Below are 25,749 nucleotides of genomic sequence, written 5' to 3' on the forward strand. Positions count from 1 at the left end.
GTGCGGTGGCACGGTGGGCACGCGGGTGGGCGGTCGAGCGGGGCGTCCGGCCGGTTCCCGCGACCTCAGCCGTCCTGTAGCACGGTGTGCAGTGGACGGGCAGCCGCCTGCGCCGCGGGCCGTGTGAGGTGCAGAGCCGTGTGGAAGTGGCCGTCGGCCTCCTTGCCGTGGGGGTCGTCGCCGGCCGCGGACACCGCCGTGATCGCGTACAGCTGTTCGTCGGCGTCGGTGAAGCGCCTCTGCGGGTAGGTGCGGGAGGCGTCCTTCTCCGTGGTCATGCCCAGCAGGGCCAGGCCGTCGGCGATGTCCCGGTAGGAGCCGGTGCGCAGCACGAAGGCGGCCACCCACGGCTTCTCCCGCCTGCCCTCCAGCAGGAGCCGGAAGGTACGGGCGGACAGGAAGCTCGCTCCGCCGGTCACGGTGATCAGACGGGTGCCGCGGGTGGCCCGGTACAGAGCCGGGCTGGGCGAGGCGGTCTCCAGGTCCTCGGCGTACCCGTCGTCGAGCAGACCGGCCGCGCGACCGTAGGCGACGGCCGGCGCGGCGATGTCGAGGCCGATGACGGGTACGGCGTCCGGCCGGCGGCGCTGCGCGTAGTACGTGCGGTCCCACTCGATCAGCTCGGCGGTCGTCAGACGGGCTGCCTGCGGTGAGGTGTAGTGGTCGTACAACTCCCGCAGCGTCACATGGTGGTTGAGCAGGGCCGCGTTGATGCCGTACGAGCAGCAGATGTCCAGGACCGTGGCCGGGGGCCTGTCGTCCTGGCCGCCTGTCGGGTGCTCGGAAGCCTCGGGGAAGCCGGCGGGAGGCAGGAGGCTGCGGAAGACGCTCTGGGCGTGGTGGGGCGTCTGGTATCCCAGTGCCCCCAACGCGCCGAAGTACGACCGTGGGTCCGGGCGGCTGTAGATGTCGTCGAAGCGGGTCATCCGGGTGGGCGTGTCCGATGTGCGCTGGTTCCGGTCAGTGGTCATCAGGGGCCTCCATGGTCGGATACGGCAGGCATAGCGCATTGCGCCGTGGCGGGGAAGAGCGCCCGGTCGCCATCGGCTCGGCCTTCGGCCCACCAGGAGGCCCGGCCTCAGGACGGTCGGGTGGCCCGGGCGGGGGCCGGACCGTCCTCGTGGCCGACGCGTTCTTCGGTCGTCGCCGTCCGCCCGGGGCGCTCCAGGTCGAACCCGACGCCCCGCCACAGGGCGCGAAAGTCGGACGTGTCGTCGTTGCCCAGGTGGTCGCCGGGGACAGACCAGGACCTCACCGGGGTGTTGTCGGCGGTGACCGCAGGCCAGCCGGGGTCACCGGTGGCCGCGAAGCCGACCCAGGAGCGGAGCATGCGGTGAGACAGGGCACGGTCGTGGTCGTCGGGGGCGCCGCCGATGAGGAAGTCGGCGCCTACGGCGTCCAGGTTGCCGAAGGCGAACGGGATGTCCGCGGTGTGCCAGGGCCTGACCCCTTCGCGCCTGCGGGCGAAACGAGCCAGGTACGCCCGGCCGCCGGCGCTCGCATGGTGCTCGGCGAGGCGGGTGGTGTACTCGCCGAACGCCGCGTCGCCGAACATCGCGAGGTAGCGGTCGAACACCGGGGCGTCCGGCATCGACGCGCGGTAGCCGTCCACCAGGCGGGCCGGAAGGTGCAGGGCCTCGGCGAAGTCCGCCAGCTCCGCCTCGGTGGTGACCTCCCGTACGGCTCCCACCGCGTGAAGGAACCAGTACTCCTCCAGCGTGTGGCACACCAGCAGCTCCACCTCCCGCGCGGCCCCCGCGGCGAGCGCGGGAAGGGGGTCCGCGGGCAGCACTTCGCCGTCGACGACGGGCTGGAAGATCACCGGGTCGAAGGCATGGATCGCCGCCACCGGGTCGGTCCCGCAGCGCGCGGCCACCTTATCGGAGGCGGCCACCAGCCCTTCGGGCGGCACGGAAAGTAGTCCTTCCGCGCTCGGGGCAACCCCCACCTCGGCCGCGATCCGCTCGGTGACCGCCGCCGCGAGCTCCACCGCGTAGAAAGCACTGGGCACGCTGTGGGCAATGGCCCGCCGGAACAGCCCCCGTGTCTGCTTCATGACCATCAGGCAGGCGACCGAGCCTGCTCCTGCGGAGTGTCCGGCGACGGTGACGTTCCCGGGATCGCCGCCGAAGGCCGCGATGTTGTCCTGGACCCAGCGCAGCGCGGCGGCCTGGTCCAGCAGTCCGCGGTTGTCAGGCAAGCCGGGCACATGGCCGAAGCCCTCGAAGCCCACCCGGTAGTTGCAGCTGACCACGACCAGTCCAGCGCGGGCCAGGGCTGTCCCGTCGAAGTCGGGCTGGGCGGAAGAGCCGAAGGTGTAAGCGCCGCCGTGGATCCAGAAGAACACCGGCAGCGTGCCGTCGTCCGCACGCTCGGGCGCCCACACGTTGACGGAGAGGATGTCCTCGCCCCCGGGACGCCACACCGGCGCCCCGGGCAGCTCCGCCGACTGCGGAGCGATGGGGCCGAAGGCCGTGCAGTCCTGAACCCCGGCCCAGGTCGGCTCTGGTTGAGGCTCCCGGAACCGGAGGGCACCGAATGGCGCGGCCGCGTACGGGATGCCGAGCACGGCGGTGACGCCGCCGCTGGACCCCTTTCCCCGTACACGGCCGCTCGTCGTCTCGAAGACCGTTTCAACACCGCATGATTGCTCGTTCATCGCGCGTCAGTCTCACCCACTACCGGGCGCCCACGCGAGTGAGTTTGGATCCGCCCAAGTGCGGCTTCCGCCCGATTTCAGGGCGATGCGTCTTGAGCCCCCGCTGTGCAGCGAACTTGCGAATCGTTCGTGAGCATCAGCATCAGGACGCCAGTTGTATGCCGAGAGACGAACGTCGAAGCGTTCGAGGGGCGGTACCTGGGGTGATGCCCGGTTTGGCCTTTCGGTTGGGCTGAGCAGGATGGTTGGGGGCCTCGCCGGAGGGGGAGGCCCCCTGCGGCTGTGGCAGGGTGAAAAGCCCCTGCTCGGTCTCGGCCATCCCGCACATTCCGGTGACGTCAGATGCGACATCACGTCACATACCGCCCTCTGAAGACCCCCACCTTCTCGGGGGGCGCCTCTCAAGTGGCTTGTACTGCACGACGCTTATGAGGGATGGACGGCGGTCGACGGCGGGCCAACACCGCGACCTCCCCGCCGAAGCCCACCACCAACCGGCCATCCGGCACCAGGCGAGCGCGCGGCCTTCGGGTGTGGTGCGGTTCGCCTGCTGGGTGTCAGCCGAGGGTGGTGTCGAGGAAGGCGTGCCAGGCGGCGTGGACGCGGGCGGCGTGGTTCCCGCCACTGTCGTTGCCCACCTCGCCCCCGCTCCCGCTCCCGCCGCCGCCCTTGCTCCCGCCCCCGTCCTCGCCGCTGTCGGCGAGGAGGTCCAGCAGCAGGCCTCGGAGGACGGCCAGTACCACGGTGGGATTGGCGCCGGTGCCGTCCAGAGCGCGTTCCAGGGGCGGCAGCCACTCCTCCAGCGAGGCGGTGCCGAAGCCCAGCCAGGGCCCGGAGCCGTCGAGGGCGCGGACGTACCCTTCGAAGAACAGGCGTAGCGCGCCCCGGTGTTCGGGCTTCGTCAGCCACTCCCAGAGCAGTTCGAGGCTCTCGCGGGCGTCGCCGCCCTCGGCCTCGCAGCGTTCCAGCAGGGCGAGTTGCCCGGCCCGGCCGACCGCCAGGACCTCCCGGACCAGCTGCTCCTTCGACCCGAACAGGTACAGCAGCACTCGCGGGCTGGAGCCGATCTCGGCGGCCAGCGGGCGCAGCGAGAGGTCGGACGCGTTGTGCTCGGCGACGTAGCGCACGGTCGCGGCGAGGATCTCCTCGCGGCGCCGCGACGGGCGGGAGCGCGTATCTGCGGGGGCGGGGGTGGACACGTGGTCTATCGTTGCACTGAAACGACTGTTTCAGTGGAAGTGTCCTCCTGGAAGGGATGCCGCCATGGCCGCCACCGCACCCGGATCCGCGACCGTCCGCGAGGCCGTGCGCCCCGGGGACCTGGGCACCGTCGCCGCCCTGCACGGTGTCCTCTACGCCCGGGAGTACGGCACGGACGAGACCATGGAGGCGTTTGTCGCCGCGGGGATGGCCGAGTTGGTCCTCGCCCGGGCCCGTGAGGGCGGTGTGGGGCCCGGTCGTCTGTGGGTCGCCGAGCTCGACGGCCGGGTGGTCGGCGGGGCCGGCCTGGTCCGGGCGGACGAGCGTCCGGGCTGGGGCCAGTTGCGGTGGGTGCTCCTCGACCCGGTCGCCCGGGGGCGGGGTCTGGGCGGGCGGCTGCTGGAGACCGCCCTGGAGGAGGCCCGCGTCCGGGCGTACGAGGGCGTGCTGCTCTGGACCATCGCGGGCCTCGACGCCGCCCACCACCTGTACGCGAAGGCCGGTTTCGAGCTCACCGTCTCCCGGCCCGCCCGCAGGTTCGGCCTGGACACGGTCGAGCAGCGGATGGACCTGCGGCTCTGAACGGGCCTCTGGCGTAGGCGACTTCGGCCCTTCCATCTTTCGGCTCTTCAGGGTTTCGGGTCGGGGGAGCCGTTCGCCCGGCAGAGTTCCGCGTACCGTCCGGCGCGGGCGAGGAGGTCCGTGTGCGTGCCCGACTCGACGACCCGGCCGCCGTCCAGGACGATGATCCGGTCGGCGTGGCGGACCGTGGACAGCCGGTGGGCGATCGTGATCGTGGTGCGGCCCGCGCAGAGTGCTTCCAGTGCTCGTTGGACGGCTTTCTCGGTGATGGTGTCCAGTGCGCTGGTGGCCTCGTCCAGGACGAGGACCGGCGGGTTCCTCAGCATGGTCCGGGCGATCGCCAGGCGTTGTTTCTCGCCGCCGGAGAACCGGTACCCGCGTTCGCCCACGATGGTGTCGTACCCCTTCGGCAGGCTTGCGATCAGTTCATGGATCTGGGCGGCTTCGGCGGCGGCCGCCAGCTCGCTGGTGGTTGCTCCGGGTTTGGCGAAGCGCAGGTTGTCGGCCACGGTCGTGTGGAAGAGGTGGGTGTCCTGCAGGACGATGCCGACCGTCTCGGCGAGGGTGGTGAAGCTGAGGTCGCGGATGTCGACGCCGTCGATGGTGATCCGTCCGCCCGTGACGTCGTAGAGGCGGGGGACGAGGTGGCCGAGGGTGGTCTTGCCCGCGCCGGTGGCGCCGATGACCGCCAGTTTCTCCCCGGCCGGCAGGTCGAAGTCGACGCCCTGGAGGACGGGTCCCGAGGCCGGGTAGGAGAAGCTCACCTGCTCGAAGCGGACGTGTCCGTGGCGCCCGGTGAGCGCAACGGGGTCCGTGGGCTCCGCGACGTCGACCTCCAGGTCCAGGTATTCGAAGACCCGGTCGAACAGGACCATGGAGCTCTGGATGCCGATGCCGGTCTGCAGCAGGGTCATGACGGGCCCGAAGAGGCCCTGTTGGAGGGCGGTGAACGCGACGACGGTGCCCACGGATATGGTCGGGCCACCGTGCCCGCCGACGATTCCGGCCGTCCAGTAGAACGCTATCGGCATCGCGGCCACGATGATCGAGATGACGGACTGGCGCCATCGTCCGGCCATCGAGGAGCGGATGGTCAGGTCGGCGAGGTCCCGTGACCGCCCGGCGAACTCCTTGACGAGCGTGTCGGTGCGTCCCATCGTGCGGCCCAGCAGGAAGCCGCTGACCGACAGCGACTCCTCGATCAGGCTGAACATCACGGCGAGCAGGTTCTGTTGCTGTTCGACGATTCCGCGCCGCTCCGCGCCGACACTGCGGCTGATCCCGATGAAGAACGGGAGTACCGCGAGGGAGACGGCCGTCAGCTGCCAGTTCAGGGAGAGCATTGCCAGCAGTGTGGCCACCACCGTGGTGGCGCTGGCGACGATCGTGGCGGCCGCGCCGGTCACCGTCGACTGCATGGCTCCGATGTCGTTGGCGATCCGGGACTGCACCTCGCCTGTGCGGGTCGCGGTGAAGAAGGACAGGGACATCCGCTGCAGGTGCGTGTAGACCGCGGTGCGCAGGTCGTCCATCACCCGCTGTCCCAGGGTGACCAGCAGGTAGGCCTGGAGTACTCCGGCGGAGGTGCTGGCCACCACCAGGGCGAGCATCCCGGCGGCCAGCCCGGTCAGCAGTCCGAGCCGGCCCTGGGGCAGCGCGACGTCGAAGATCTGCCGCAGCATGAACGGCGGTGCGATCGCGGCCAGCGATCCGGCGGCGACCAGCAGCAGTACGGCGCCGAGCCGGAGGCGGTGCGGCACGAACAGGCCCATGGCCCTGACCAGTGGTGCGTGCCGCCTGTTCTTGCGTTCTCCGGCCAAGGGGCTCCTCCCTTCTGTCGGTCGGGCGTGTCCGCCCGGTGCCCCGGCCCGCGGGGATGGGGCACCGGGCGGACACGCGTGAGTCATCAGCCCGGGCCGGCGCCGCCCGGCCCGGCACGCACCCATGCGGCCGTCCGTCCGTCTGTCCGTCCGTCTGTCCGTCAGGACCGGGTGAGGAATCCTTCGTGGACCAGCGTGCGGACGAGCAGCAGGCGGCCCGGCTGGTCCAGGTCGCCGGGGATCGAGCCGGCGGTGAACCCCTGTCCGTCGTTCTCCGTCACGAACCTGACCTCGTCGGCCACGTGGACCGGCAGCTGGATGGTCTTGCTGTGGAATTCGAGCTCGATGACCTCCTCGCCGAGTGCCACGCTCCACCGCAGCCCCGGGCGTCGCCGTACCCGGGTGTCGGGGTCCAGCCGCGGCAGGTTCTCCAGGTCGCCCAGGTGGCCGCGGAGCGTCACCGGGGCGAGGGAGGTCGTCTGCTTCACGGCCCTGGCCGTCATCTCCTGGGGCGAGAGCCGGGCGGCGAGCGTATCGATCAGCTCGGCGAAGGTGTCCTCGGCCTGTTCCTGGAGGTGCTTGTCGTTGGCGAATCCGATGGGCATGCTCCTGCGGAACCGCTCGTCCCCCTCGAAGACCTCCCGGACCGCGTCGCTGATCAGCGCGGGTATCAGGACCGGGTGGACGCCGAAGGTGAGGTGCATCGACGCGGCGTCGTTGGACGTCGCGGCGTGGATGGTGCCACGGGGCAGGTAGAGGAGGCTGCCCGGTTGGAGGTCGAACTCCTCCTGGACCTCCGGGACTTCGCTGGAGTGGTCGTACCTCTGGCCCTCCAGAGGCAGCGCGTGCGGCGCCCCGTACAGCCGCCAGCGCTTGCTGCCGTAGGCCTGCATCACGATCACGTCGTGGCTGTCGTAGTGCGGGTCGAATCCGCGGGCCTGCCCGCCGGGGGTGAGGTACACGTTCACCTGGAACCTGGCGTTGGCCTCGGCGCTCAGCACCGAGGTGAAGCGCGCCAGCGGATCCCAGCGGCGTTCGAGGGAGTTCAGGATGACGGTCGAGCCGGACCGGTACCGCTCGTACAGCGCCTCCAGTCGGCTGGCGGTCATGTTGCGGCCGGGGGTGCCCAGTTCGGACACCGGGGTTTCCTTGCCCTCGCGGACGACCCGGACGTTCCCGAAATCCGGGCCGGACTCGCCCAGCACCCGGTCCACGTCGTCGAGCGTCAGGAGATCCGCGAAGTACTCGGGGTCGTTCCTGGGGATGTGCAGCGGCCGCCGCTCCCAGTACTCGTCGCGGAACGTCGGAAGGGACACCGGGTGGAGGAGGCGGGAGAGGCCGGAGGAAGGCCCTTCCTCGGGCTCGGCCCCCACCCGGTCCGTCAGAGAAGTCATCGAGATCTCGTGTCTCCTAACAGAGGTAGGCCGGCCCTGCTGACGCGGTGACCGGCAGCCATGTCGTCCTTGCCGTCCTTGCCGTCCTTGGCGTTTTTGCCGTCCTTCGGGGAGGGACCGCGCCGGGAGCGCGGTCCCTCCCCGGCCCGTGGGACTTCTCGGACGGGCTCCGCTCAGGCGGGGTCAGTCGGTGTCGTCGACGAAAAAGTCCTTGTGACCGGAGTCGTTGTTGTTGTTGTCGTCCGCGGGCCCCCAGCTGATGTCATCGGGCGTGATGGCCGTTTCCACGTCCGGAGCACGCACGACGACGATGTCGGCCGGGTCGAGGCTGTGTGTCACAGGAACTCCCTTCTGAGAACCGGTGGAAGCTCCAGCGTGGGATCCGCGGTGATTGTCCGTCTACAGGAGGTCGTGAAGGCCCAGGTAAGTGGCGGACAACCCGAGGCGGCCGCGGACAGCGGAGGGGAAAGGGCGGGATCCGAGGTTGTCCGCGCCGAGCCCCGCCGGACTCCGGACAGCCCTGCGAGCAGGCCGGTTGTCGTCCGCCCGGCTGTGCGCGGCGGAGCATCAGCGCGGGACGGGCGGGGTCCGGATACGGAGCCGCTACCGCGAACCCGGTCGGCACGGCGTTCGCGCAGGGAGTCGTCCTCGCCTCGCGCCGGTGATCACCATCCTGCTGGTACGGGGCACCCCGCGCAACGGCTCCACCCTGTCACCAACGGGACGGGCGGCTTGGTGTCACGACGGGCTCTCGGGGGCCGCCAGTGGGCAAGGCCGCGATCTGCAACTGGCGTACGACGCCCGGCTTCCCGCGCGCCGTCCGGCCGAAGCGGTGATCGGGCTCCGGCCGGACGGCGTCCACCGCGGCGGCGTCGGGCGCCGAATCCGTTCGGGGGCCTGTTGTGACGCTCTGCCGGTTCGTCGGTTTGCCGGTTCGTCAGTCGGTCGGTCGGAGTGCTGATGTCGGGTAGCGCAGTGGTTCGGGGACGGCCGCGTCGATGGCGGCCACGGCCGGGGCGGCGTCGGGGAACAGGTCGGACAGGAGGGGGATGAAGCAGGAGTTGCGGCCGAACACCACCCGGCTGTCGCCGTCCATCTCCACGCCCACCACCTCGTCGTAGCGGACGTGGCAGAGCGTGCCGTCGGGCTGGCGCATCCACAGTCCCGAGTCGTCGACGACCAGGCGTATCCGGCGGGCGTTGGCGGAGAACAGTCGGGCGAGCAGCGGCGGGCGGAACGTCCGTCCGCGGGTGGGCAGTTGCCGGTCGGTGCCGCAGGAGTACTTCGGGAGTGGGGTGCCGTCCGGCTGCCGCACGTCCGGTTCGGTTCCGCACGGGACCACCAGCAGTGCGGTGTGCAGGGCTCCCGCGAGCGCCTGCCGGGCCTGGTCGGGGGTCACCCGCGTCAGGCTGTCGAGCCGGGTGGCGGCATCCCGGTACTCGCCGCCGAACAGCAACTCGGCTGCCGCCTCGCGCAGTTCGAAGGGGGTCGACCGCGGGTCCTGGAAGGCCTCGCGGGTGGCGGCCAGCTCCTCGGCCAGTTCCTCCTCGGACATGCCGTCGCGGGCCAGCCGCACCGTCTCGGCCCAGAGCAGCTCGGCGACCCGCTGCTCCTGGCCCTCGCGGGCGTCCAAGACGAGGGTGCGTTCGCCCTGGCCGGGGCCGACGAACACGGTGTCGCGGCCGATGTCGTAGGACAGGCCGTGCTGGTGGCGGACGGTCTCGCGCAGCCGGTTGGACAGTACTTCGACGGCGAGGAACAGCGCGTCATCGTCGAGGTCGCCGTGCAGGGCGAGGCCGGGGCTGGGCACGTTCTCCTGGTACCAGGAGGCGCCCGGGTGCAGCACGGGCTGGGTGGCGTCGCGCTGCGGCCGCTTTCCGGCGGGCAGCGGCAGCCGCAGCCCGGCCGGCGGCGGGCCGGTCAGCACCAGCACGGCGTTGCCGGCGTGGAAGTGGCGGGCGAGCGTCTCCCGGACCGCCTCGACCGGGATCCGGTCCGGGCCCGGGCCCATGTAGGCGGCCAGGCCGACGCCCTGCACGCCGTAGCGGTGCGAGAGCAGCTCGCCGGTGACCGGGTCGGCCGCCCGGCCGCCCTCGGCGGCCAGGACCCCCGCCTCCTGCTCGATCCGTTCCAGCGGTAGCGCGCTCAGTGCCCGGCACACCAGGTCCAGGAACTCGACCACCTGCTCGGGCCGTCCGGAGCAGGTGAACTCGGTCGCGGTCAGGCCCACCGAGGCGTTGTGCTCGTGGTGCAGGCGGGGCAGCGTGCCCATCGCCAGATGCTCCACCAGGTGGGTCACCCCCAGTGTGCGGAACGACTCGTCCCGGGCCCCGCACCCGAAGACCAGGGCGGCCTCCAGTGGGCCGGGCGCGTGCGCCCACAGGACGGGGACCCCATCGATGACCTCGTGATTCACGGCTTGATCATACGGCCATACGGGTGACGTTCTTTACCTTTTCATTGCGCTGCCAAATGCCGTGCGTTGCTCTTGCCCCCGCCTGGCGGGCGGTGCTGTTCTGCCGTCCAGGCGGGGGCCGCCGCGCCGGGCGCGCGGTGCGGGGGCCTGGGGGCGCGTCCGGGGGGCATCCCGTGACTTCCCCCCCTTGCGGGCGGGCCCTCGGAGGAGGGACTGCCCCCCAAGGGGGCGTTCTGCCGCCGGTGCGACAGCCGACCCGGGCCCTCCCGGGTGCGCTGCCGAACCTCCGCGTGACCCCGACCGGCCCCAGCCGCCGGGGTCACCGTCTGCTGGGGCCTCGGGCGCGGCCGTACCCACTCCTGGCAGGACATCGGGTGGGTCGACATGGCGCGCACCACGGCGTGACGCGGAGACGGCCGGCGGTTGGCCGCGCGATCACGCCGACCGCCCCGAAGTGCCGATGCCGGGAATCCCCGGGTCCGTCTTTGGGGCGGCGCGCGTGCCGGGTGCGGTCACGCAGGCGTCCGGCCGCACCCGGCTGTACCCGGTACCCGGCCGCATCCGGTCTGTCAGTGCTGTTGGGCGGCGATGACGACGAAGCTCGCCACTGCGATGACGATTCCGGCGAGGACTCCGACGACGGTGGGGGATAGGCGGTCCCGCAGTTTCCGTGCGGGCTGGATCCGCGTGTCCTGGTGGGTGCTGTGCTCCCACCAGTCGAGGAGTCGCTGGACGTCCGCGTCGAAGTCGGGCCTCGGGTAGGTGGTGCTGTCCTGGAGGCCGGGCAGTGAGCGCCGTCGGCCGTCGGCGAGGAATATCCGGGCCGCGCGCGAGTTCCCGTACTGGCGGCTCTTGGTCTCGCGGACGTCGACCCAGCTGATGTCCTGCCAGGAGTGGGTGCGGCCGCGCCCCAGGCCCCAGCAGACGGTGACGCCGTCGGCTCCCACCCGGCTCCAACTCCGTTGGACCATCAGGGCCAAGGGGGCGGCGACCGCGAGGGTTGCGCCCACCATCCAGCAGGTGGCCACGGCGCCGAGCCGGTAGGCGCCGAACGCCACCTGGACGACCAGCAGGGCACCGAGCAGCGCGAGACGCGTGTACTTCGCGTGTCCGTACAGGTCCTTCCCGCGGAAGATCAATTCGTTCACGGCCCGCACACTACGTCCCGGCCTCCCGCCGCGTGAAGTGGCTTTCGGGGACGGCTGTGCGAAACGGGCGTCCCGGCGCTCGGCGGCAGGGGCCGGAGGCGTCAACAGGACCGCCGGGAGGGGGCGGTGAGGGCGAGTGCTACGGTCGGGCTGTGATCATGCGGGGGGATGACGGGGCGGCGCGGCGGGTTCTTCGCTGGCACCGGCAGAGCGTGCTGCTGGGTGCTGGCTACCTGGTCGCGGCGGGGATCGAGCTGATCGGTGTGGCTCTGTCGGGGAAGCCGTATCTGGTGGTCAGCGTGATCGTCGCGGTGATGCTGCCGGTGCTGTGCGGCGGCTATCTGACGGTGCGCAACAGCGGTGCGGCTGCTGGGATGGCCGAGGTGTCGGGCCGGCCGGTGGCGCCGGGTACCGCGTGGGGCGCGATGACGTTCGTGCTCGTGCTGCTGGCGCTGTGCGGCTCCGCGACGGTGGTGCGCCAGGTGCGCGACAACGTGGTGATGGACACCCGGACGACGGCCACCATCACCAGCTGCAACGAGCTGAGCCGGAACCCGCACTGCGGGGGCCGCTGGACGGTCGAGGGCCGTACCTACGCGGGGAACCGGCTGGCGGGGATGGTGGCGCTGGGCTCGGTGGTCGAGGTCCGCTACGCGCCGGGGGACCCGACGCGGGCGGTGCCGGCCGAGGAGTCGGTCACCCAGGTGTCCGTCGCGGGTGGCATCGTGGCCGTCTGCTGTCTGATCGGCCTGGTGCCGACGGGGTGGCGCGAATGGCGGGCCGGACGCGCGATGCTGACGGAGGCGCGTCGGCTGGCCGTGTGAGGCGGCCGCACCACGGCCTGCCGGCGGGCGAGTTGTCGGCGGGGGTGACTCCCGCGGCCGCGCGGGCGCTCTCCGGCGTCCTGTGGTGGGGCCGGTGGTGCGCCTCGGTCGTACTCCCGCAGGATTTCGACGTTCTGCCTGATCGGAAGGCTGCACGGCGAGTGCGGCGCTTCGGTGCCCGTCAGGGGAGGTCTTCCTGGGGCCGCCCCTCGTGCGCGTGTGGCCGGCATCGGCAGTGACAGTGGCGGGCGTGCCCGGTCAGTGTCCTGGTCCGTGCGGGCGTCCGCCGCCGGTCGACCTGGCCGTGAACCGGCGGGCCGCTATCCGGCTCCCGTTCCAGCCTTGAGGCCTGCGCGTCGCTGAGCCTCGACCATTCCGGTGATCCCGAGGGGGTCCGGGCTTCGCCGCGCCCGTACCACTGCCGGCGCCGGCGTTCCACGGACCCGGCACACAGGGCCGGGCCTGCCCGGACGAGGATCGGCCGTCTTCCGGGGCCCGGGCTCACCGGTCCGTGGGCTGAACCTCGGGGTGTGCCCGGAACCGGGCCCGGGCCGGGTTCCGGGCACCGGTGTGCCCGGGCCCACCGGTGTCCGGCGGGGGGCGCGGGTTCACCGCGTGATGGCCGGCATCCCGCCCGCCCTGACCCGGTTCCTGCCGCCGACGCCCGAGTGGCTGGAGCCGGGCCTGTACGGCAGGCGCCCCGCGCCCGCCGGCCGCGGCCTGGGCTGTCCGGTGCTCGGCTCCCCGCCGGTGCGCGGCTCGATGGGGCTGCGCTGGTCCGGCCATGACGGCATCCGCACCCTCCGCCCCGGTGCCAGCCTCGCCCGCGGCCGGGTGGAGAAGGACGTCGGCGGGCCTCGACGGCCGGGCGGGCTCGTCGTTGAGGACCCGGCGGGACAGCAGCCGTTCACCCTCGGAGTCGATCACCACGCAGTGGTGGTGTTCCTTGCCGATGTCTACTCCGGCCCGGATCCGAGACACGGTCACCTCCGTCAGCTCGTCGTCGCGGTTGTCGGTCCCACGGGCGACCTCGCCGGCGTTGTCCTGCGAAGCGGTCGAGTCGCGTGTCCCCATTGGCGGTCGAGTCGTCGCGGGGCTCCGGGCGGCCGATTTCTTCGAGCCGTCGGGCGGCGGCAGGCTCACGGCCGTACCCGGAACCGCTGGGCTCCGCCGGTCCTACGGATGACCGGCTCGGACCCGTGCCGGGAAGGTGGGACAGCTTGGGCCGCGCCCTGCGGCGCCCCCGCGCCACGAGGCCCGGGCGCCCGGCCCCGTTCACGGGAGCGGGCAGTACGGCCCCCGGCCCCTTCCCGGTTCAGGCTCGTCCGCCCGCGGCCCGCCCCCGCCGACCGTTGCGGCGGCCCGCCCCTCTATCTCCAATGACCATTGTTCCTAGAATGGGCGCATGGAGCACATCGAAGCGATCGCCGCCCTGCACGACCCCGTGCGCCGCCGCCTCTACGCGTACGTGGCGGCCCAGGGCCGCGAGGTGGGCCGGAACGAGGCGGCGCAGGCCGTCGGGGTGGCGCGGACACTGGCGGCGCACCACCTGGAGAAGCTGGTCGAGGCCGGTCTGCTGGAGAGCGGCAGCCGCAGGCTCACCGGGCGGTCGGGGCCGGGGGCGGGGCGGCCGGCGAAGGTGTACACGCGGACGCGCGCCGAGCGGGTGGTGTCGCTGCCCGCGCGCGACTACCGGACGGCCGCCGAACTGCTCGCCGAGGCCGCCGAGCGGGCCGGGCTGGACGACGGGCTGCGCGCGGCCGCGCGGCGGCGGGGAGAGGCCGAGCGGGGAGCGGGCGCGCCCTGCGGGGGGCTCGAGGAGGCCGTCGCGCTGCTGGCCGCCCGCGGGTACGAACCCCGCCTGGAGGAGGGGGCCATTCGCATGCGCAACTGTCCCTTCCACTCCGTCGCCGAGCGCTTCCCGCCCCTCGTCTGCGGCATGAACCTCGCCCTCCTGGAGGGACTTCTCGGCGCGGACGGCGCCCTCCGCGCCCGGATGGACGCCCGGCCCGGGGAGTGTTGCGTGGTGGTCGAGCTTTCTAAAGACAATACTGATTGACATAGAAAGAAGGCCCATGCTGGGATGGCGCCATGACCTCCCACCACCTCGCCCAGTTCAACGTCGCCACGCTCCGCCACCCCGTCGACGACCCGCGCATCGCGCCGTTCGTCGACCTGGTCTCCCCGGTCAACGCCGCCGCCGACACCGCCCCCGGCTTCGTCTGGCGGCTCGCCGCGGACGGGAGGGACGACGCGTCCGCCCTGCGTCCGGCGGGCGAGGACGTCATCGTCAACATGTCGGTGTGGGAGAGCCGGGAGGCGCTGTGGGAGTTCACCTACCGCAGCGGGCACCTGGAGGCGATGCGGCGGCGCCGTGAGTGGTTCGAGCGCAACGTCGAGGCGCACCTGGTCCTGTGGTGGGTCCCGGCCGGGCACCTGCCGGACGTCGACGAGGCCCTGGAGCGACTGGCCGACCTGCGCGCGAACGGCCCCTCCCCGCGCGCCTTCACCTTCAACTCCCTCCGCACTCCGGACGGAGCCGCACCACACCCGGGCGCGTGAGCGGCCGGTCCCGCCGGCCTGAGGGCCGGTCCCGCGGGCCACTCCTTTGCCACCGCGCCGCGCACCTTGGTGGCCGCCGGTGTGGGAGGTGCCGTGCGGCAGGGTGGGGACGAACCGGTCGGGTGGGACGGAGGCCGTGGTCAGTTCCTGGCTGGTCGTGGCGGCAGGGGTGGCTGAGCCGGGTGCGCAGGTCGGCGGCGAGGCGTTCGTCCCGGCCGGGGTCGTCGGGAAGGAGGCCCGCGCCTTCGGTCATCAGAGCGTGGAACTGCTGTTGCTCGTAGGGGGTGCCGGGCGGTAGGGCGGCGATGTGCCAGTGGACGTGGGCGTTGCCCTGCATGCTGCCCAGGCTCAGCAGGTAGAGGCGTTCGGTGGGGACGGTCGCGGCGAGCGCGGTCGCCACGCGGTGCACGACCAGTTGCAGGGCGAGGTACTGGTCCTCGGTGAAGCCGCTGACGGTGTCCTCGACGTGGGCGCGCGGGGCGACGAGGAGTTTGCCGGGCAGGGTGGGGTAGCGGTCGAGGAAGGCGACGTGGACGCCGTCGTCCAGGACGATGCGGTGTTCGTACCCGGGTTCACCGGCGAGCATGGAGCAGATGAAGCAGGGGCCGTTGCGGGCCCGCTCGTTGTAGGCGTCGAGGTCGAAGTCGGTCACTGCGTCCATCCTTCCGAGCCGGGGCGTAGCGTCATGTAGCCGTCGACGGGGTCGAATCCGAGGGTGCGGTAGAGGGGGGCTCCGGTTTCGGTGGCGCGCAGCTCGATCGATCCGCAGCCGTGCTGCTGGAGTGCCTGGATCAGGGTGGTGGTGACGGCGCGGGCGTGCCCGCGGCGTCGGTGGGCGGGGTCGGTGGCCACGGTGTGGATCCTGGCCCACCGGCCGGTGGGGTGGGTGGGGCCCCGGTAGCCGCGGTAGACGATGCCGATGGCGCAGGAGGCCAGTGTGCCGTCGCCGGCGGGGACGACGTAGGCGAGCAGGTTCGGGTCGGTGCCGAGGCGCTCGCGCATGTCGTCGCGGAAGGTGGTCCGCCAGTCGTCGGCGAGTTGGGCGCCGTCGAGTACCGCGACGACGCGCAGGCGCAGCAGTTCGTCGGCGTCCTGGGGGCCGGCGGGGCGTACGGGGATCCGGTCATGCGGGACTGCCTCCGGGGTTGGGTGGGTCATGTGGGTGGTTGTCGGGGGAGGCCGGGGCGGACGCGGTGTGTCGGTCGGTGCCGCTGTCGGGCCGGTGCGCGGTGCGGTAGGCGTACGGGGTCCGGTTGGTGGGGGAGGTGGCGGTGTCTTCCTCCACGACGGGCTGCTGGTCGGTGATGGCCCGCCGTCGGGCGCCGGTGTCGGGCGGCAGTTGCGGCTCGGGCGGGCGTCGGTGGCGCCCGGCCATCCTCAGCCCCAGGCCTCAGGCCCGGTCCTCAGTCCCGGACCAGGTCGCGGGGGTCGGCGCCTTCGGCCCAGCCGTGGGTGGAGAACCCGCGGCCACCGGACAGGTAGGCGGCCAGGGCGGCGTGGGCGGTCGGGAACATCGGCAGCGGCAGCCCGTTCTCGGGCGACCACACCACGGCGAGGTGCTTGCTGGGCTCGGTGTTCGTCAACTCGCCCCGCCAGGCGGTGGCGAGGAACACCGACAGCAGGAAGGGGCCCTTGCCGTCCCAGCCCTGGCGGACCTGGATCGTGTGGACCAGCCGCAGGTCGCACGGGTCGACTTCCAGTCCCGTCTCCTCCGCCAGTTCACGGGCGGCGGCCTCGTCCAAGCACTCGCCGGCCTCGACCTTGCCGCCGGGGATCGTCCACACCGGCGTCGTGTTCCAGCTGTTCGTCGCGTAGTTGACCGTGGCGACCCGGCCGCCAGTTCGGTCGTGGACGATGACGGCCACCGCTTGTCGCAGGCTCTCCACAGCACTACCTCCAAGGATGCTTGGTCAAAGGGGACTTGGGGAATTCACGGGGCTGACTGCAGTCCTGGGCCGGGCCGAGGATGGTCTTGGTGACGGGGGTTTCGGGCAGTGTGGTGGTGACGACGGGAAGAGAGTGGGCGTCCTCGGTGAGCAGGGTCGGGGTTCGGTCGGGGCCGAGGGCCGGGGCGAGGTGGCGGTAGGCGGTGGTCTCGCGCCGGTGCGTGAACTGGTTCTTGTGCCGCTCGGCGAACAGCCGGCGCTCGTCGACGGTGCAGCCTCCCGCGCCACCGGCTGGCCCGCACGGGCCTGCCCTCGCGCGCAGCGGCCGGTCGGCGTCGTCGGGGAGCGCGGGCGGCGTCATGTCGGCCAGCCGTCGGTGGACAGTGCCTTGCCGCGGGTGATCTCGGCAAGGGCGTGCGCGGTGTAGGGCACGATGCCGGCCGGCAGCCGGTCGAGTGGCCACCAGTGGAGTTCAGCGCATTTGTGCGGCTCGGCGTTGCGCACCCGGCCGTCGTAGCGGGTGGGGCGGAAGAAGAGCTGGAGGCGGCTGCGGCCGTCGTCGGTGTCGAGGTGGTGCAGGGTGTGGACGAGTTCGAGGTCGTCCTCGGCGATGCTGATGCCGAGTTCCTCGGCGGCCTCGCGCGCCATGGAGCGGGTGACCGTTTCGCCCGGCTCCATGTGCCCGGCCGGCAGGTGCCACAGCCCGTTGGCGTAGCTGGTGTTGCGGCGCTGTCCGAGCAGCACCGCCCCGTCGTGGGCCAGGACGAGGTGGACGCCGACGACCAGCGTCACCGGGTCCGCCCCGGCTGGGCGGTCGGCGGGACCGGGCCGGGTCACGGCGCCTCCCCGGTGGGCTGGCCAGCTGCTGGCGTGAGCAGCGGCAGGTAGTGGTGCAGGTAGGGCGGGACCTTCAGGTCGAGGACCTCGTCGAGGGGGACCATGCGTACGGCCAGGCCCTCGTCACCGAGCCGCAGGTCGCTCTCGTGGCCGTCCCAGGCGGCGTGCAGGACGCGGGTGAGGGGGAGGCCGAGGCCGTGGTGCGGGTCGGGGAGGGTCCGCAGCCCGGTGATCTCGATGCCGGCTTCCTCGCGGACCTCGCGCACCGCGCTCTCCTCGGCGCTCTCATCGGCCTCGCGCCAGCCGCCGATCGGGGTCCAGTAGCCGGGCCAGGCCATGCCCGGCCCGTCTTCGCGCAGGTGCATCAGCAGCCGGCCCGCGCGGTCGGTGACGAAGACCAGGACGCCCTCGAAGTCGTCACCGTCCGGGGCGGGGCGCTCCAGGTAGAGCGGGACACCGCAGCGGCGGGCACGCAGCACCTGCCGGAGCCGCTGGTAGTGGACGAGGGGCATCCGGGAGCGCCAGTCGTGGGCCGTCTCGAACCGGAATTCGGTGTGCTCGGCCGGATCGAGCCGGATCCGGGCCTGCTGCTCCGCGGTCAGCGTGCCGCCGTCGAACACGTAGCCGGCGACCGGGACCGGGTAGTCGGCGTCCGCCTGCGTGTGGATCACGGCGACCAGGCGCCGCCGGAGCACCTGCGGGTTCTCCGCGGCCAGGTCCAGGCCCAGCTCCTCCCGGGCCTCGCGCAGCGCGGCGTCGAAGGGGCTCTCGCCGTGCTCGACGTTGCCGCCGGGCATGTTCCACACGTCCGGGTCGATGGTCGAGCGCATCCCCATGACCCGGCCGGCGGGATCGGTGACCAGGAAGGAGCCGTAGGCGCTGGGACGGGCGATGGCGGTCAGGTAGGCACCGACCGGCCGCCAGCCCGGGACCGCCAGGCGGCCGGCCAGCCAGTCGATCACCGCGCGCTGACCGTCGCTGGTCGTGGGCAGCCGGTCCGCTGGAGCCCACTGATGGCAGTCGTGGTCGTCGGAGAGGACGACCGGGGTGCCCTCGGGAACGGCGGTGGCGAAGACGAACTGCCGCACTCGCAGGCTGCGCTGGTCGGTGAAGTCCAGGTGTCGCACGTACTCCAGCGCCAGGCCGGTCAGGCCGGTCTCCTGCGCCAGTTCCCGCGCCGCGCCCGCCGCCACGGGCTCGCCGGCCTCAAGGCTGCCGCCCGGGTACTCCCACAGGCCGGGCAGGGCGTCGTGCGCGGCCCGGCGGATCATCAGGATCCGGCCGCAGGTGTCGCGGACCACCACGCCGACGCCGATCCGTTCGACGCCCTCGCGGAAGGCGAGGCCGGTCAGCATGTCGAAGTCGATCACAGGGCGGACTCCTCGCTCTCTCGGGCGGACACAGCCCGCCAGCCGGCGCCGGTCTTCGCCACAGCTCCTCCGGTCCTTCGGGCACGGTCGGCGCGCGGGCGCGCGAGTGTGCTGGAAGAAGGCGATCCGGCATCCAAGTTTCTTTCTACGGAGCTGAGTTAGGGAACCTCCTAGAAGCTGGTGGCCTCCGATGATGGTGCTGTTCGAATGCGGTGTTCAAGTGGATTACCTCCGGGCAAGCCCGGGTCGAACGGGGAGGTTTCGAGCACCTCCCGGGCGCGGTCGAGGGCTAGGGTGTCCTTCAGCCGGCCGCGGACGGGCTCGGGGAGACTGGCGGAGCCCAGTGCGCAGGCGGCGAGAGCCTGTTCGAACTCGGTCGTCGGGCCGGGGTCGAGACGGTCGCGGACGCCCGGGCGGCCGAGGACGTCGCGCAGCGCGTAGCCGTCGCCCATTTCACCCGTTCGGCTGAACGCCGGGCGCCGGCCGTCCACCCCCGCACCACACCCGGGCGCGTGAGCGGCCGGTCCCGCCGACCTGAGGGCCGGTCCCGCGGGCCACTCCTTTGCCACCGCGCCGCGCACCTCGGTGGCCGCCGTGCCGACCAGGACCACCAGCAGCCGGGGGAAGGATCGCCGGCGGCGCTCCCAAGCCCGCCCCGGCCCGTTCCCGCCTGTCTGCTCCCGTACCCGGGGCAGGCCGCCGGCTGCGCCGCGGTCTGTTCGTCGACGGTGGCGGGGCGGTGGCGTTCGATGAACGGCCGTAGGTGCCGCTGGTCGCCGGTGCCGGCGATGAGACCGCCGAACTCCGGGCCGCTGCGGCCGTCCGGGAGCGGCAGCGCCTGCGCGGAGAGGAGCACGGCGCTTCGGTGCCGCGGGGAGGTGGCCACGGGCAACGACTACCGTCGTACGCATGCCTGGTGGTGGGTGGCCACCCGGGCGTCGGCGCGCCGCGCTGTCGGGCTGACCGTGGGAGGTGCGGCCTTTGTGGCCGGCGACGAGGACGACGCGTTCCGGGGCGAGGTCCAGGACGGCGTGGCCCGGCCGTTGGGGGCCGGGGCCGGGCCTGGCCAGCACACCTGCCTGAATGCCACGCCCCTGTCCTGAACCCGGGCCGGCGGCGCACGCCGTTGGCCGACGGTCTTCCGCTGCCGGTCCGGTCCCGGGGAGAGCGGCCCCGTCCGGCGGCGAAGGAGGGGGCCGGGTGCCGGGGCCGGCCAAGGGCCGTCCCCGACGCTGCGCCGGGTGGCGGCTGCGTCGGGTGGCGGCTCCCGGTGGGGGCCGGTCGCAGGGGTGCGGGTTCCTGTGACCGGCTGGTGGGTTCAGTTGATGTGGAGTGTGGTGATGGTGCCGTAGTTCTTGGTGATGGCCTGGTTCTTGCCGAAGGTGTGGCGGTAGAGGGAGCCGTCGCCGGGCTCGTACTCGAAGTACCCGGCGTTGTTGCCGCTGCTGAAACTCGTGACCGACCTCTGGTCGATCCAGATGTCGCCGGCGTTCGCGAAGCACCTCCTGAAACCGGTGCCGTTGTCGTTGGTGATGCCGATGGCGAAGTAGTCGCTGGCGAACAGGCATTCGGCGAAGTTGACTTCGTTGGTCGCGTGGGCGGGCACGGTGCCGACGGCCAGAGCCATCATGGCGACTCCTGCGGCCACGGCGATTCGTCGCTTCAGCATGACGCAGACTCCCTGGTGTGTGAGGTGGGGCATGCGAGTCGAACTGAAGGGACACTAACAAGAGGTGTTCGGGCCGCAACCTGCGTGTAACGATTTTCGGACATCATTCCATTTCCCGGGACTTTTGCGGGACTTTGCTGAACCGAATCCCGCACCTGTCACACGGACCTGTATGGCCGTCAGGGCCGGGCCGGTCCCCCGGCGCGGGGTGCGGGGTGCGGGTCGTGTGTCGGGGGCCTGGTCTCCTGTCCGGCCACCGGAGCCGGTCCCGCTGGCACCGGATGAAAGGGAGGACCCGCCCGCACGACCACCCGCCCGGACGCTCACACCCTGCGGTGCCCCACCGCCCCAGCGAGGCCGACCGCGGCCGCGGCGCCGCCACGCTTCCGGCTCCGACCCGGGCGGCCCGTTGCCGCTGCGCCGGGACCGCCCGAGGACACCGGCGGCGTACCGCGAGCACCTGCTCGACGCCGCCGCCGGCGCCGGCCTCGTCCTGGCGGAGGACGCGGGCGAGAAGGTCCCGGTCGAGAAGCCTGACGGCCCGTTGACCGTCGCGCCCGACGCGGCGGCCGCCCGGACCGGGCGTCCTTTGTTCGGGCGGGCCGGGTAAGCGTCCCGCGTCGATGTGATCCGCGCGGTCGAGTCGGGCGTCGACCACTCGGATATGGCCCGGTTCTACGGCTTTCGGTTTCGCCGACGACGTGATCCGCGAGGCGGATGGGGGCGGCCTGCGGGGCCGTGCCGCCTTTGGCCGCCGGGGGGCCCTGCTGCCGGAAGTGCCGGGCACCGACCGGGGCGGCGCCGTCCCGGCCGTGCGGGCGGGAACGCCTGCACGGCCTGCTCCTCCGCGAAGGCGGCGGCGGGCCGTCGCGTGTACGGACCCGCTCGCCGCGCTGCGCCCGGGCGCGCGGATCGTGGATCGTGGGGCGATCGCCTGGTGCGCGCGGGTTGTGTGGCTTGCCTGCCCGCGGACCGTCAGTGCCCTCTGACGTGCGAGGATCCCCCGTATGTTGACCGTGGGGCAGGGGTGGCTGGACGGGACCGGCCCGGGGCTGTTCGTGCTGTGTCCCGAGGTGGCCGCCGGGGGGTGGACGGGTTGCGACGAGGGCTTGTTGGAGGCGGCCGCGGACTACGCGGCCGCCTGCCCGGTGCCCGGGCACGGGGACGTGCTGGTGTTGGGCGGGGAGCCGCTGCTGGTCGGGTGGCTGGCCGAGGAGCGGGTGTTCGTCAGGCCGCTCCACGTCGACTGCGCGCACGACGTCCGGCCGCTGGTGCGCGAGGCGCTGCGGTCGGGGGTGTGGGAGGACGGGCCGTTCCTCGACCTGATTGCCGGGCGGTACCTGCTCACGGACGTCTTCGACGACGGCGGGGCCGTCCTCGAGCGCGGCGGGTACCTGACCGTCGAGCTCCCGCCCGGGCGCTACCTGGTCCAGTCGCTGAAGGCCGAGTCCGACAGGCGGGCGCAGTTCCACCTGGAACGCCTGCTGCCACGGTGAGCGGACGCCCGGGGCCCTGTGCGGAGACGCGAGGCCCTGGAGTCCGGGGCCGGGGGCGGCACCGGGGCGGTGCCGCCCCCGGCCGACCAGGCGGCCGTCACCCGCCTGGAGGCGGAACCCGGCGTCCACCGCACGCCGCACGAGCTGATGGCCCGCGACCCGGCCCGGCCGCGGTGTCCGGTTCGCGTCGCTGTCGCGGATCGCCGAACCGCGGAGCCGGGACAGGTTCGACTGGCCCCGCGCGGTCGCCGAGGGCGCCGGCAGGTTGGATCGCCGGCGTCCTCGGCATCGTGCTGCCGGCCGGGTGGCCCGATCGCCGCCTGGCCGACGGCCACCGCCGTGGCCGTGGCGGAACCGGCGCAGGTGCCGCGCCGGGCCGATGGCCGTGGCGGAAGCGGAGTGCGTCAAGGTGCGGTGGTCGTCACGGACGGCACACTGCACGGGGTGTCGGCCGCCGTACGTGTTCCCCGTGTACGGCGGCCGACGGCGTTGCGCAGCGGTCGCGGGTGGCCGGACCCCGGGCGGGGGCGTCGGGCGGGGGCGTCAGGGCGTCGGGTTCTGCGTGCCCTCGACGTCGGCGAGCAGTTTGCGCAGGAGTCCGTCCAGGGTGGCCTGTTCCTCGTTCGAGAGGGCGGAGAGCAGCGCGGTCTCGTTGGCCGCGTGGTCGGTGAAGGCGGCGTCCACGAGGGCGTGTCCGGTGGCGGTGAGGGCGATGCGGACGCTGCGCCGGTCGGCCGGGTCGGTGCGGCGTTCCACCAGGCCCGCCGATTCCAGCCGGTCGATCCGGCTGGTCATGCCGGCCCGTGACATCAGCAGGAGCGCGGCGAGTTCGGAGGGCATCAGTTCGTACGGCGTGCCGGAGCGGCGCAGGGTGGCGAGAACGTCGAACTCGCCGCGCTGGAGGCCGTGTTGCTTGAACACCTCTTCGATGACCCGGCCCGCGAGCAGCGCGAGGCGGCCGAGGCGGCCGACGGTGCCGACCGCCGCCAGGTCGAGGTCCGGGCGCTCCCGGCTCCACTGGTCGAGCATGACGTCCACGTGATCCATGGGGGCAATATTATTCGATGGGAGATAGTTAGACGTAGTACTATCAGTCAGGGAACTATCGGAGTGCTCGCTGTAGGGGAGAGGCCAATGACGTTGATCGGACCGGAAGCCGTGGTGGTGCGGGGCGGTGAAGCCGAGACCGTCGAAATGCTCGGCGGCAAGGGGCGGCTGCTGGCGGACTCCAGCGCCACCGGCGGCGCCCTGAGCACTCTGCGCGTCACGCTGGGGCGTGGCAAGGACGGCGCTACTCCGCACTACCACGGGGGCTCCTCGGAGCTGTTCTTCGTCGTCGACGGCTCGGCCCAGGTGCTGGTCGGGAACGAGGTGGTCACCGCCCGCAGCGGCGACCTCGTGGTGGTGCCGCCCCGTCTGCCGCATGCTTTCGCGGCGGTGCCGGACTCCGGGGCGGACCTGCTGATCGTGATCACTCCCGGGGTGGAGCGCTTCGACTACTTCCGCTTGCTGGAGCGGATCCGCGCGGGTGAGGCGACGGTCGAGGAACTGCTCGCCAAGCAGGATCTCTTCGACAACCATTTCCTGGAGTCGCCGAGTTGGGGCGACGCCCGGGAGGAAGCCGCCCGGTCCGAGCCGTAGACCGCCCGGCGCCGAGCCCGGCCCGATACCAAGGGGAGGAACCTCGTGACCGACACCCGCACCATCACCAACCCGCCCGGCCTGCACGACCCGACGCCGTTCGGCTACAGCCACGCCGCCTCCGCGCCGGGCGAGCCGGTGTTCATCGGCGGCCAGTACGCCTCCGACGCCGGCGGTCAGGTCGTGCCCGGCGACTTCGCCGCCCAGGTGGAGCTCGCCCTGGCCAACCTGCGCACCGCGCTCGCCGGGGTCGGCCTCGGCTTCGAGCACGTGGTCCGGCTCGGCTCGTACGTCGTCGACCACGACCAGGAGAAGCTGGCCGTCCTGGGCAAGGCCCTGGCCGGGGCCTGGGGCGACCGGCTGCCCGCGCAGACGCTCAGCGGGGTCGCCTCGCTCGCCCTGCCGGGGATGCTCTTCGAGATCGACGCGGTCGCCGTCCGGCCGACGGCGGGGGCGGCGGGCTGACCCACCCGCGCGCAGGGGTCCCACCGGCCGGTGGGACCCCTCGCCATGGCGTCGCCGTTCGATCCGGCGCGGACCGCTCACACGGCCCGGGCCGCCGCGCACAGCCGTTGTCCCACGGCGCCGGGGCCGTCGCCGAGGGACGGCACCCGCAGGAACGGGCCCTCGTCGGTGGCGGCCGTGTCGATGACGTATTCGACCAGGTCTTGTCCGCATGGGGGGAGCGGGAGTCTGCGCCGGTCGCCGGCGTCGCCGCGTGCGGTGCTGGCTTCGAGCCAGGGGCTCTCGACGATGGCGACGGCGACCGCTTCTCCCGCGGCTCGTTCAGCCTTCCTCCGACTCCACCGGTTCCTCGGTGCGTCACTTTCTCGTGCGACCAGCGCCAGTGGCTCGTGAGGCAGGCGGGTCCGTGAGGGACCAGAAGATGGGTTTTCGGCGGTGCCGGCCAGGGTGGTCGACGGGGCCTGGTGCCCGTCCGTGTTCTCCTCTCGTCATATCTCGATCCGTCGTTTCCGCCAGGGAAGGTCACCTGGTGCGAACGGGTCGTTGACTGTCCGGGCGAGGATGCGTTCGTCGAGAGGCCCGAGTTCTCTGCGCAGTTCTCGGCGGGCCTGGGTCCGCAGGGCCCGGACGGCCCGTTCCAGCAGGGTTCTGACGTGGTAGTACCCGCTTTGCAGGTCCGCGTCGTCGTATCCGTACCACGGCGCCAGGTCGCGATGCGGTCGCCGGCCGGTTCGGGCCCAGCTCCCGAATGCGTGAGCGACAGAGCCGGGGTGTAGTCGGTAGGCCTGCTCGAACCGGGCGATCTGGCGATTGGCGCTGGCCGAAAGCCCTCGGATGACAGGGGGCCGGCGGACGACTGCGGGTCGGTCGCGAGGGAAGTGCTGCGGCAGGTGTGACCTTATCTCGCCCGGTGACCTGCGAGGCATGAAGACTTTTTTCGGAGACCCAGTTCGTGAGATGGCGCCCGGCGACGCTAACGGCATGTCGGTGGCAGGGTCAAGGGCGTGGGGGAGTTCCGTCCCCTCGGAGCTCCCGTGCGGCCGGTGTTTCGTCGTCACCCGCCGCCGGGTCGGCCGCCGGGTGGCCTGGTTCACTCTGGAGGTCATCGACACCGGTGTTGGGCGGTGTTCAGGCGGGCCTGCTGGTGTGCGCGTTGGCGGGACAGGCCGGACACCGTCCGGTCGGCCTCGGCCGGCCGGTCATCCATCACCGCGCAGCCGCGGAACGAAGTCTGTCCGGTGGACGGGGGCTGGGTACTCCTCGACTCACCGTTGTGACGGCGCGTGGCGTGGCAGGCCATGAGATCGCTGATCCGCCGCGCGTGGTTCCTCCCGTTGACCGGCGCCCTGGCCGCACTGCTGGCGCTGGTTCTCAGCACGGTCGCGGCACTGTCGCAGTGGCGGACGTCGAGCCGCATTGACGCTGCACCGCTACGGGTGGACGCGACCATCACCGCTGCTGTGGCCATGAAGGGCGGAACGAGGTACACGCTCACCTACCGGGTTGCCGACCGTGACTACAGCACCGACTCCCTCACGCCGCACGGCGTCAGGCCACCGGGCATCGGAACGACGGTCCCGCTGGAGGTCGCAGCCGACGACCCCGAGGCCTCACGCGTCACCGGCAGCCACTACCCCGACGACGCCCTCCAGCCCACGATGATCCTCGTGGCCACTGCCGCCGTGGCCGGCCTCGCCATCTCCTTGCGTTTCCTCCACACGGCCACCGGACGCAACCCGCCCGAGCCCCTGAACCAACCCCGTCCTGGCTGTTCCGCGGC

Annotated in this window: 27 protein-coding genes; 8 read left to right on the plus strand and 19 right to left on the minus strand. The window is 72.5% G+C overall.

The genetic code is table 11. From position 1 onward, the window contains the following. Window positions 1-65 precede the first annotated feature (65 nt). The 3 genes from ACFVTF_RS05820 to ACFVTF_RS05830 all read right to left on the minus strand — a co-directional run bounded on the left by ACFVTF_RS05820 (window position 66) and on the right by ACFVTF_RS05830 (window position 3,858). Window positions 66-971, minus strand: coding sequence for a hypothetical protein (locus ACFVTF_RS05820; protein WP_387809503.1), 906 nt, complete (start codon window positions 969-971; stop codon window positions 66-68). A gap of 107 nt (window positions 972-1,078) precedes the next feature. Beyond that, complete coding sequence (locus ACFVTF_RS05825) at window positions 1,079-2,659, minus strand: carboxylesterase/lipase family protein (protein ID WP_387809505.1); 1,581 nt, start codon at window positions 2,657-2,659, stop codon at window positions 1,079-1,081. Between the two features lie 557 nt (window positions 2,660-3,216). After that, the gene (locus tag ACFVTF_RS05830; protein ID WP_387809508.1) at window positions 3,217-3,858 is read right to left on the minus strand and encodes a TetR/AcrR family transcriptional regulator; all 642 of its coding nucleotides are present in this window, start codon (window positions 3,856-3,858) and stop codon (window positions 3,217-3,219) included. Between the two features lie 64 nt (window positions 3,859-3,922). Between ACFVTF_RS05830 and ACFVTF_RS05835 the strand changes: the two genes are divergently transcribed. After that, complete coding sequence (locus tag ACFVTF_RS05835) at window positions 3,923-4,441, plus strand: GNAT family N-acetyltransferase (protein ID WP_387809511.1); 519 nt, start codon at window positions 3,923-3,925, stop codon at window positions 4,439-4,441. 47 nt (window positions 4,442-4,488) lie between these two features. Here ACFVTF_RS05835 and ACFVTF_RS05840 read toward each other — a convergent pair whose 3' ends face one another. The 5 genes from ACFVTF_RS05840 to ACFVTF_RS05860 form a co-directional block, all read right to left on the minus strand. Next, window positions 4,489-6,213 carry an ABC transporter ATP-binding protein gene (locus ACFVTF_RS05840; RefSeq protein ID WP_387809607.1) on the minus strand — a complete coding sequence of 575 codons (1,725 nt, stop codon included), beginning with the start codon at window positions 6,211-6,213 and terminating at the stop codon, window positions 4,489-4,491. 209 nt (window positions 6,214-6,422) lie between these two features. Continuing rightward, on the minus strand, window positions 6,423-7,655 hold the full coding sequence (locus ACFVTF_RS05845; RefSeq protein ID WP_387809514.1) for a cupin domain-containing protein: 1,233 nt from the start codon (window positions 7,653-7,655) through the stop codon (window positions 6,423-6,425). A gap of 183 nt (window positions 7,656-7,838) precedes the next feature. Further along, a complete protein-coding gene (locus tag ACFVTF_RS05850; protein ID WP_380496067.1) occupies window positions 7,839-7,994 on the minus strand; it encodes a hypothetical protein in 156 nt (51 codons plus the stop codon). Window positions 7,995-8,592: 598 nt separating this feature from the next. Then, window positions 8,593-10,071 carry a hypothetical protein gene (locus ACFVTF_RS05855; RefSeq protein ID WP_387809517.1) on the minus strand — a complete coding sequence of 493 codons (1,479 nt, stop codon included), beginning with the start codon at window positions 10,069-10,071 and terminating at the stop codon, window positions 8,593-8,595. A 569-nt stretch (window positions 10,072-10,640) separates the two neighbouring features. Next, on the minus strand, window positions 10,641-11,219 hold the full coding sequence (locus tag ACFVTF_RS05860; RefSeq protein WP_387809520.1) for a hypothetical protein: 579 nt from the start codon (window positions 11,217-11,219) through the stop codon (window positions 10,641-10,643). 212 nt (window positions 11,220-11,431) lie between these two features. Here ACFVTF_RS05860 and ACFVTF_RS05865 point away from each other — a divergent pair, with 212 nt between their 5' ends. Further along, a complete protein-coding gene (locus tag ACFVTF_RS05865) occupies window positions 11,432-12,043 on the plus strand; it encodes a hypothetical protein (protein ID WP_387809523.1) in 612 nt (203 codons plus the stop codon). A gap of 501 nt (window positions 12,044-12,544) precedes the next feature. Here ACFVTF_RS05865 and ACFVTF_RS05870 read toward each other — a convergent pair. Then, the gene (locus ACFVTF_RS05870) at window positions 12,545-13,117 is read right to left on the minus strand and encodes a transposase (RefSeq protein WP_387809526.1); all 573 of its coding nucleotides are present in this window, start codon (window positions 13,115-13,117) and stop codon (window positions 12,545-12,547) included. 331 nt (window positions 13,118-13,448) lie between these two features. Between ACFVTF_RS05870 and ACFVTF_RS05875 the strand changes: the two genes are divergently transcribed. Then, entirely contained in the window at window positions 13,449-14,102 is a 654-nt protein-coding gene (locus tag ACFVTF_RS05875) for a helix-turn-helix transcriptional regulator (protein ID WP_387809528.1), read from the plus strand. 32 nt (window positions 14,103-14,134) lie between these two features. Further along, window positions 14,135-14,605 (plus strand): DUF3291 domain-containing protein, encoded by a 471-nt coding sequence (locus ACFVTF_RS05880; RefSeq protein WP_387809530.1) that lies wholly within the window; start codon window positions 14,135-14,137, stop codon window positions 14,603-14,605. Here the strand turns inward: ACFVTF_RS05880 and ACFVTF_RS05885 are convergent. From ACFVTF_RS05885 to ACFVTF_RS05925, 9 genes are all read right to left on the minus strand, one after another. Beyond that, the gene (locus ACFVTF_RS05885; RefSeq protein WP_387809533.1) at window positions 14,556-15,257 is read right to left on the minus strand and encodes an HIT family protein; all 702 of its coding nucleotides are present in this window, start codon (window positions 15,255-15,257) and stop codon (window positions 14,556-14,558) included. The genes ACFVTF_RS05880 and ACFVTF_RS05885 overlap by 50 nt on opposite strands. After that, window positions 15,254-15,763, minus strand: coding sequence for a GNAT family N-acetyltransferase (locus ACFVTF_RS05890; protein WP_387809536.1), 510 nt, complete (start codon window positions 15,761-15,763; stop codon window positions 15,254-15,256). Before ACFVTF_RS05890 ends, ACFVTF_RS05885 begins: the two co-directional genes overlap by 4 nt. Beyond that, on the minus strand, window positions 15,729-15,980 hold the full coding sequence (locus ACFVTF_RS05895) for a hypothetical protein (RefSeq protein ID WP_387809539.1): 252 nt from the start codon (window positions 15,978-15,980) through the stop codon (window positions 15,729-15,731). Before ACFVTF_RS05895 ends, ACFVTF_RS05890 begins: the two co-directional genes overlap by 35 nt. Window positions 15,981-16,008: 28 nt before the next feature. Beyond that, window positions 16,009-16,491, minus strand: a complete 483-nt coding sequence (locus ACFVTF_RS05900) for an NUDIX domain-containing protein (RefSeq protein WP_387809541.1) — start codon at window positions 16,489-16,491, stop codon at window positions 16,009-16,011. Window positions 16,492-16,495: 4 nt separating this feature from the next. Next, a complete protein-coding gene (locus ACFVTF_RS05905; protein WP_387809544.1) occupies window positions 16,496-16,852 on the minus strand; it encodes a hypothetical protein in 357 nt (118 codons plus the stop codon). Next, the gene (locus ACFVTF_RS05910) at window positions 16,849-17,328 is read right to left on the minus strand and encodes an NUDIX domain-containing protein (protein WP_387809547.1); all 480 of its coding nucleotides are present in this window, start codon (window positions 17,326-17,328) and stop codon (window positions 16,849-16,851) included. Before ACFVTF_RS05910 ends, ACFVTF_RS05905 begins: the two co-directional genes overlap by 4 nt. After that, window positions 17,325-18,698: an NUDIX domain-containing protein gene (locus tag ACFVTF_RS05915; RefSeq protein WP_387809549.1), complete on the minus strand. Its 1,374-nt coding sequence runs from the start codon at window positions 18,696-18,698 to the stop codon at window positions 17,325-17,327. The genes ACFVTF_RS05910 and ACFVTF_RS05915 overlap by 4 nt, the downstream gene beginning before the upstream one ends. 170 nt (window positions 18,699-18,868) lie before the next feature. Next, window positions 18,869-19,150: a hypothetical protein gene (locus ACFVTF_RS05920; RefSeq protein WP_387809551.1), complete on the minus strand. Its 282-nt coding sequence runs from the start codon at window positions 19,148-19,150 to the stop codon at window positions 18,869-18,871. Window positions 19,151-20,016: 866 nt separating this feature from the next. Then, a complete protein-coding gene (locus ACFVTF_RS05925; RefSeq protein WP_331742835.1) occupies window positions 20,017-20,367 on the minus strand; it encodes a beta/gamma crystallin domain-containing protein in 351 nt (116 codons plus the stop codon). A gap of 1,007 nt (window positions 20,368-21,374) precedes the next feature. On the opposite strand from ACFVTF_RS05925, the gene ACFVTF_RS05930 reads away from it, so the two are divergent. Beyond that, on the plus strand, window positions 21,375-21,863 hold the full coding sequence (locus ACFVTF_RS05930; RefSeq protein WP_387809554.1) for an Imm21 family immunity protein: 489 nt from the start codon (window positions 21,375-21,377) through the stop codon (window positions 21,861-21,863). A 543-nt stretch (window positions 21,864-22,406) separates the two neighbouring features. Here ACFVTF_RS05930 and ACFVTF_RS05935 read toward each other — a convergent pair. Further along, window positions 22,407-22,910 (minus strand): MarR family winged helix-turn-helix transcriptional regulator, encoded by a 504-nt coding sequence (locus ACFVTF_RS05935; protein WP_387809557.1) that lies wholly within the window; start codon window positions 22,908-22,910, stop codon window positions 22,407-22,409. An 87-nt stretch (window positions 22,911-22,997) separates the two neighbouring features. On the opposite strand from ACFVTF_RS05935, the gene ACFVTF_RS05940 reads away from it, so the two are divergent. The 3 genes from ACFVTF_RS05940 to ACFVTF_RS05950 all read left to right on the plus strand — a co-directional run. Further along, window positions 22,998-23,504, plus strand: a complete 507-nt coding sequence (locus ACFVTF_RS05940; protein ID WP_387809559.1) for a cupin domain-containing protein — start codon at window positions 22,998-23,000, stop codon at window positions 23,502-23,504. Window positions 23,505-23,549: 45 nt separating this feature from the next. Further along, window positions 23,550-23,969, plus strand: a complete 420-nt coding sequence (locus ACFVTF_RS05945) for a RidA family protein (RefSeq protein WP_387809562.1) — start codon at window positions 23,550-23,552, stop codon at window positions 23,967-23,969. A 1,298-nt stretch (window positions 23,970-25,267) separates the two neighbouring features. Beyond that, window positions 25,268-25,749 (plus strand): hypothetical protein (locus tag ACFVTF_RS05950; RefSeq protein WP_387809564.1); only part of this gene is annotated, 482 nt, incomplete at its 3' end.

It is taken from the genome of Kitasatospora sp. NPDC057940, assembly GCF_042887425.1.
Lineage (GTDB): Bacteria > Actinomycetota > Actinomycetes > Streptomycetales > Streptomycetaceae > Kitasatospora.

Coding starts and splice junctions, on each gene's coding strand:
- ACFVTF_RS05895 (WP_387809539.1), bottom strand. CDS start 15,980: ATGGCCGGGCGCCACCGACGCCCGCCCGAGCCGCAACTGCCGCCCGAC.
- ACFVTF_RS05905 (WP_387809544.1), bottom strand. CDS start 16,852: ATGACGCCGCCCGCGCTCCCCGACGACGCCGACCGGCCGCTGCGCGCG.
- ACFVTF_RS05880 (WP_387809530.1), top strand. CDS start 14,135: ATGACCTCCCACCACCTCGCCCAGTTCAACGTCGCCACGCTCCGCCAC.
- ACFVTF_RS05890 (WP_387809536.1), bottom strand. CDS start 15,763: ATGACCCACCCAACCCCGGAGGCAGTCCCGCATGACCGGATCCCCGTA.
- ACFVTF_RS05840 (WP_387809607.1), bottom strand. CDS start 6,213: ATGGGCCTGTTCGTGCCGCACCGCCTCCGGCTCGGCGCCGTACTGCTG.
- ACFVTF_RS05940 (WP_387809559.1), top strand. CDS start 22,998: ATGACGTTGATCGGACCGGAAGCCGTGGTGGTGCGGGGCGGTGAAGCC.
- ACFVTF_RS05820 (WP_387809503.1), bottom strand. CDS start 971: ATGACCACTGACCGGAACCAGCGCACATCGGACACGCCCACCCGGATG.
- ACFVTF_RS05930 (WP_387809554.1), top strand. CDS start 21,375: ATGTTGACCGTGGGGCAGGGGTGGCTGGACGGGACCGGCCCGGGGCTG.
- ACFVTF_RS05920 (WP_387809551.1), bottom strand. CDS start 19,150: ATGGGCGACGGCTACGCGCTGCGCGACGTCCTCGGCCGCCCGGGCGTC.
- ACFVTF_RS05835 (WP_387809511.1), top strand. CDS start 3,923: ATGGCCGCCACCGCACCCGGATCCGCGACCGTCCGCGAGGCCGTGCGC.
- ACFVTF_RS05845 (WP_387809514.1), bottom strand. CDS start 7,655: ATGACTTCTCTGACGGACCGGGTGGGGGCCGAGCCCGAGGAAGGGCCT.
- ACFVTF_RS05870 (WP_387809526.1), bottom strand. CDS start 13,117: ATGGGGACACGCGACTCGACCGCTTCGCAGGACAACGCCGGCGAGGTC.
- ACFVTF_RS05935 (WP_387809557.1), bottom strand. CDS start 22,910: ATGGATCACGTGGACGTCATGCTCGACCAGTGGAGCCGGGAGCGCCCG.
- ACFVTF_RS05925 (WP_331742835.1), bottom strand. CDS start 20,367: ATGCTGAAGCGACGAATCGCCGTGGCCGCAGGAGTCGCCATGATGGCT.
- ACFVTF_RS05875 (WP_387809528.1), top strand. CDS start 13,449: ATGGAGCACATCGAAGCGATCGCCGCCCTGCACGACCCCGTGCGCCGC.
- ACFVTF_RS05825 (WP_387809505.1), bottom strand. CDS start 2,659: ATGAACGAGCAATCATGCGGTGTTGAAACGGTCTTCGAGACGACGAGC.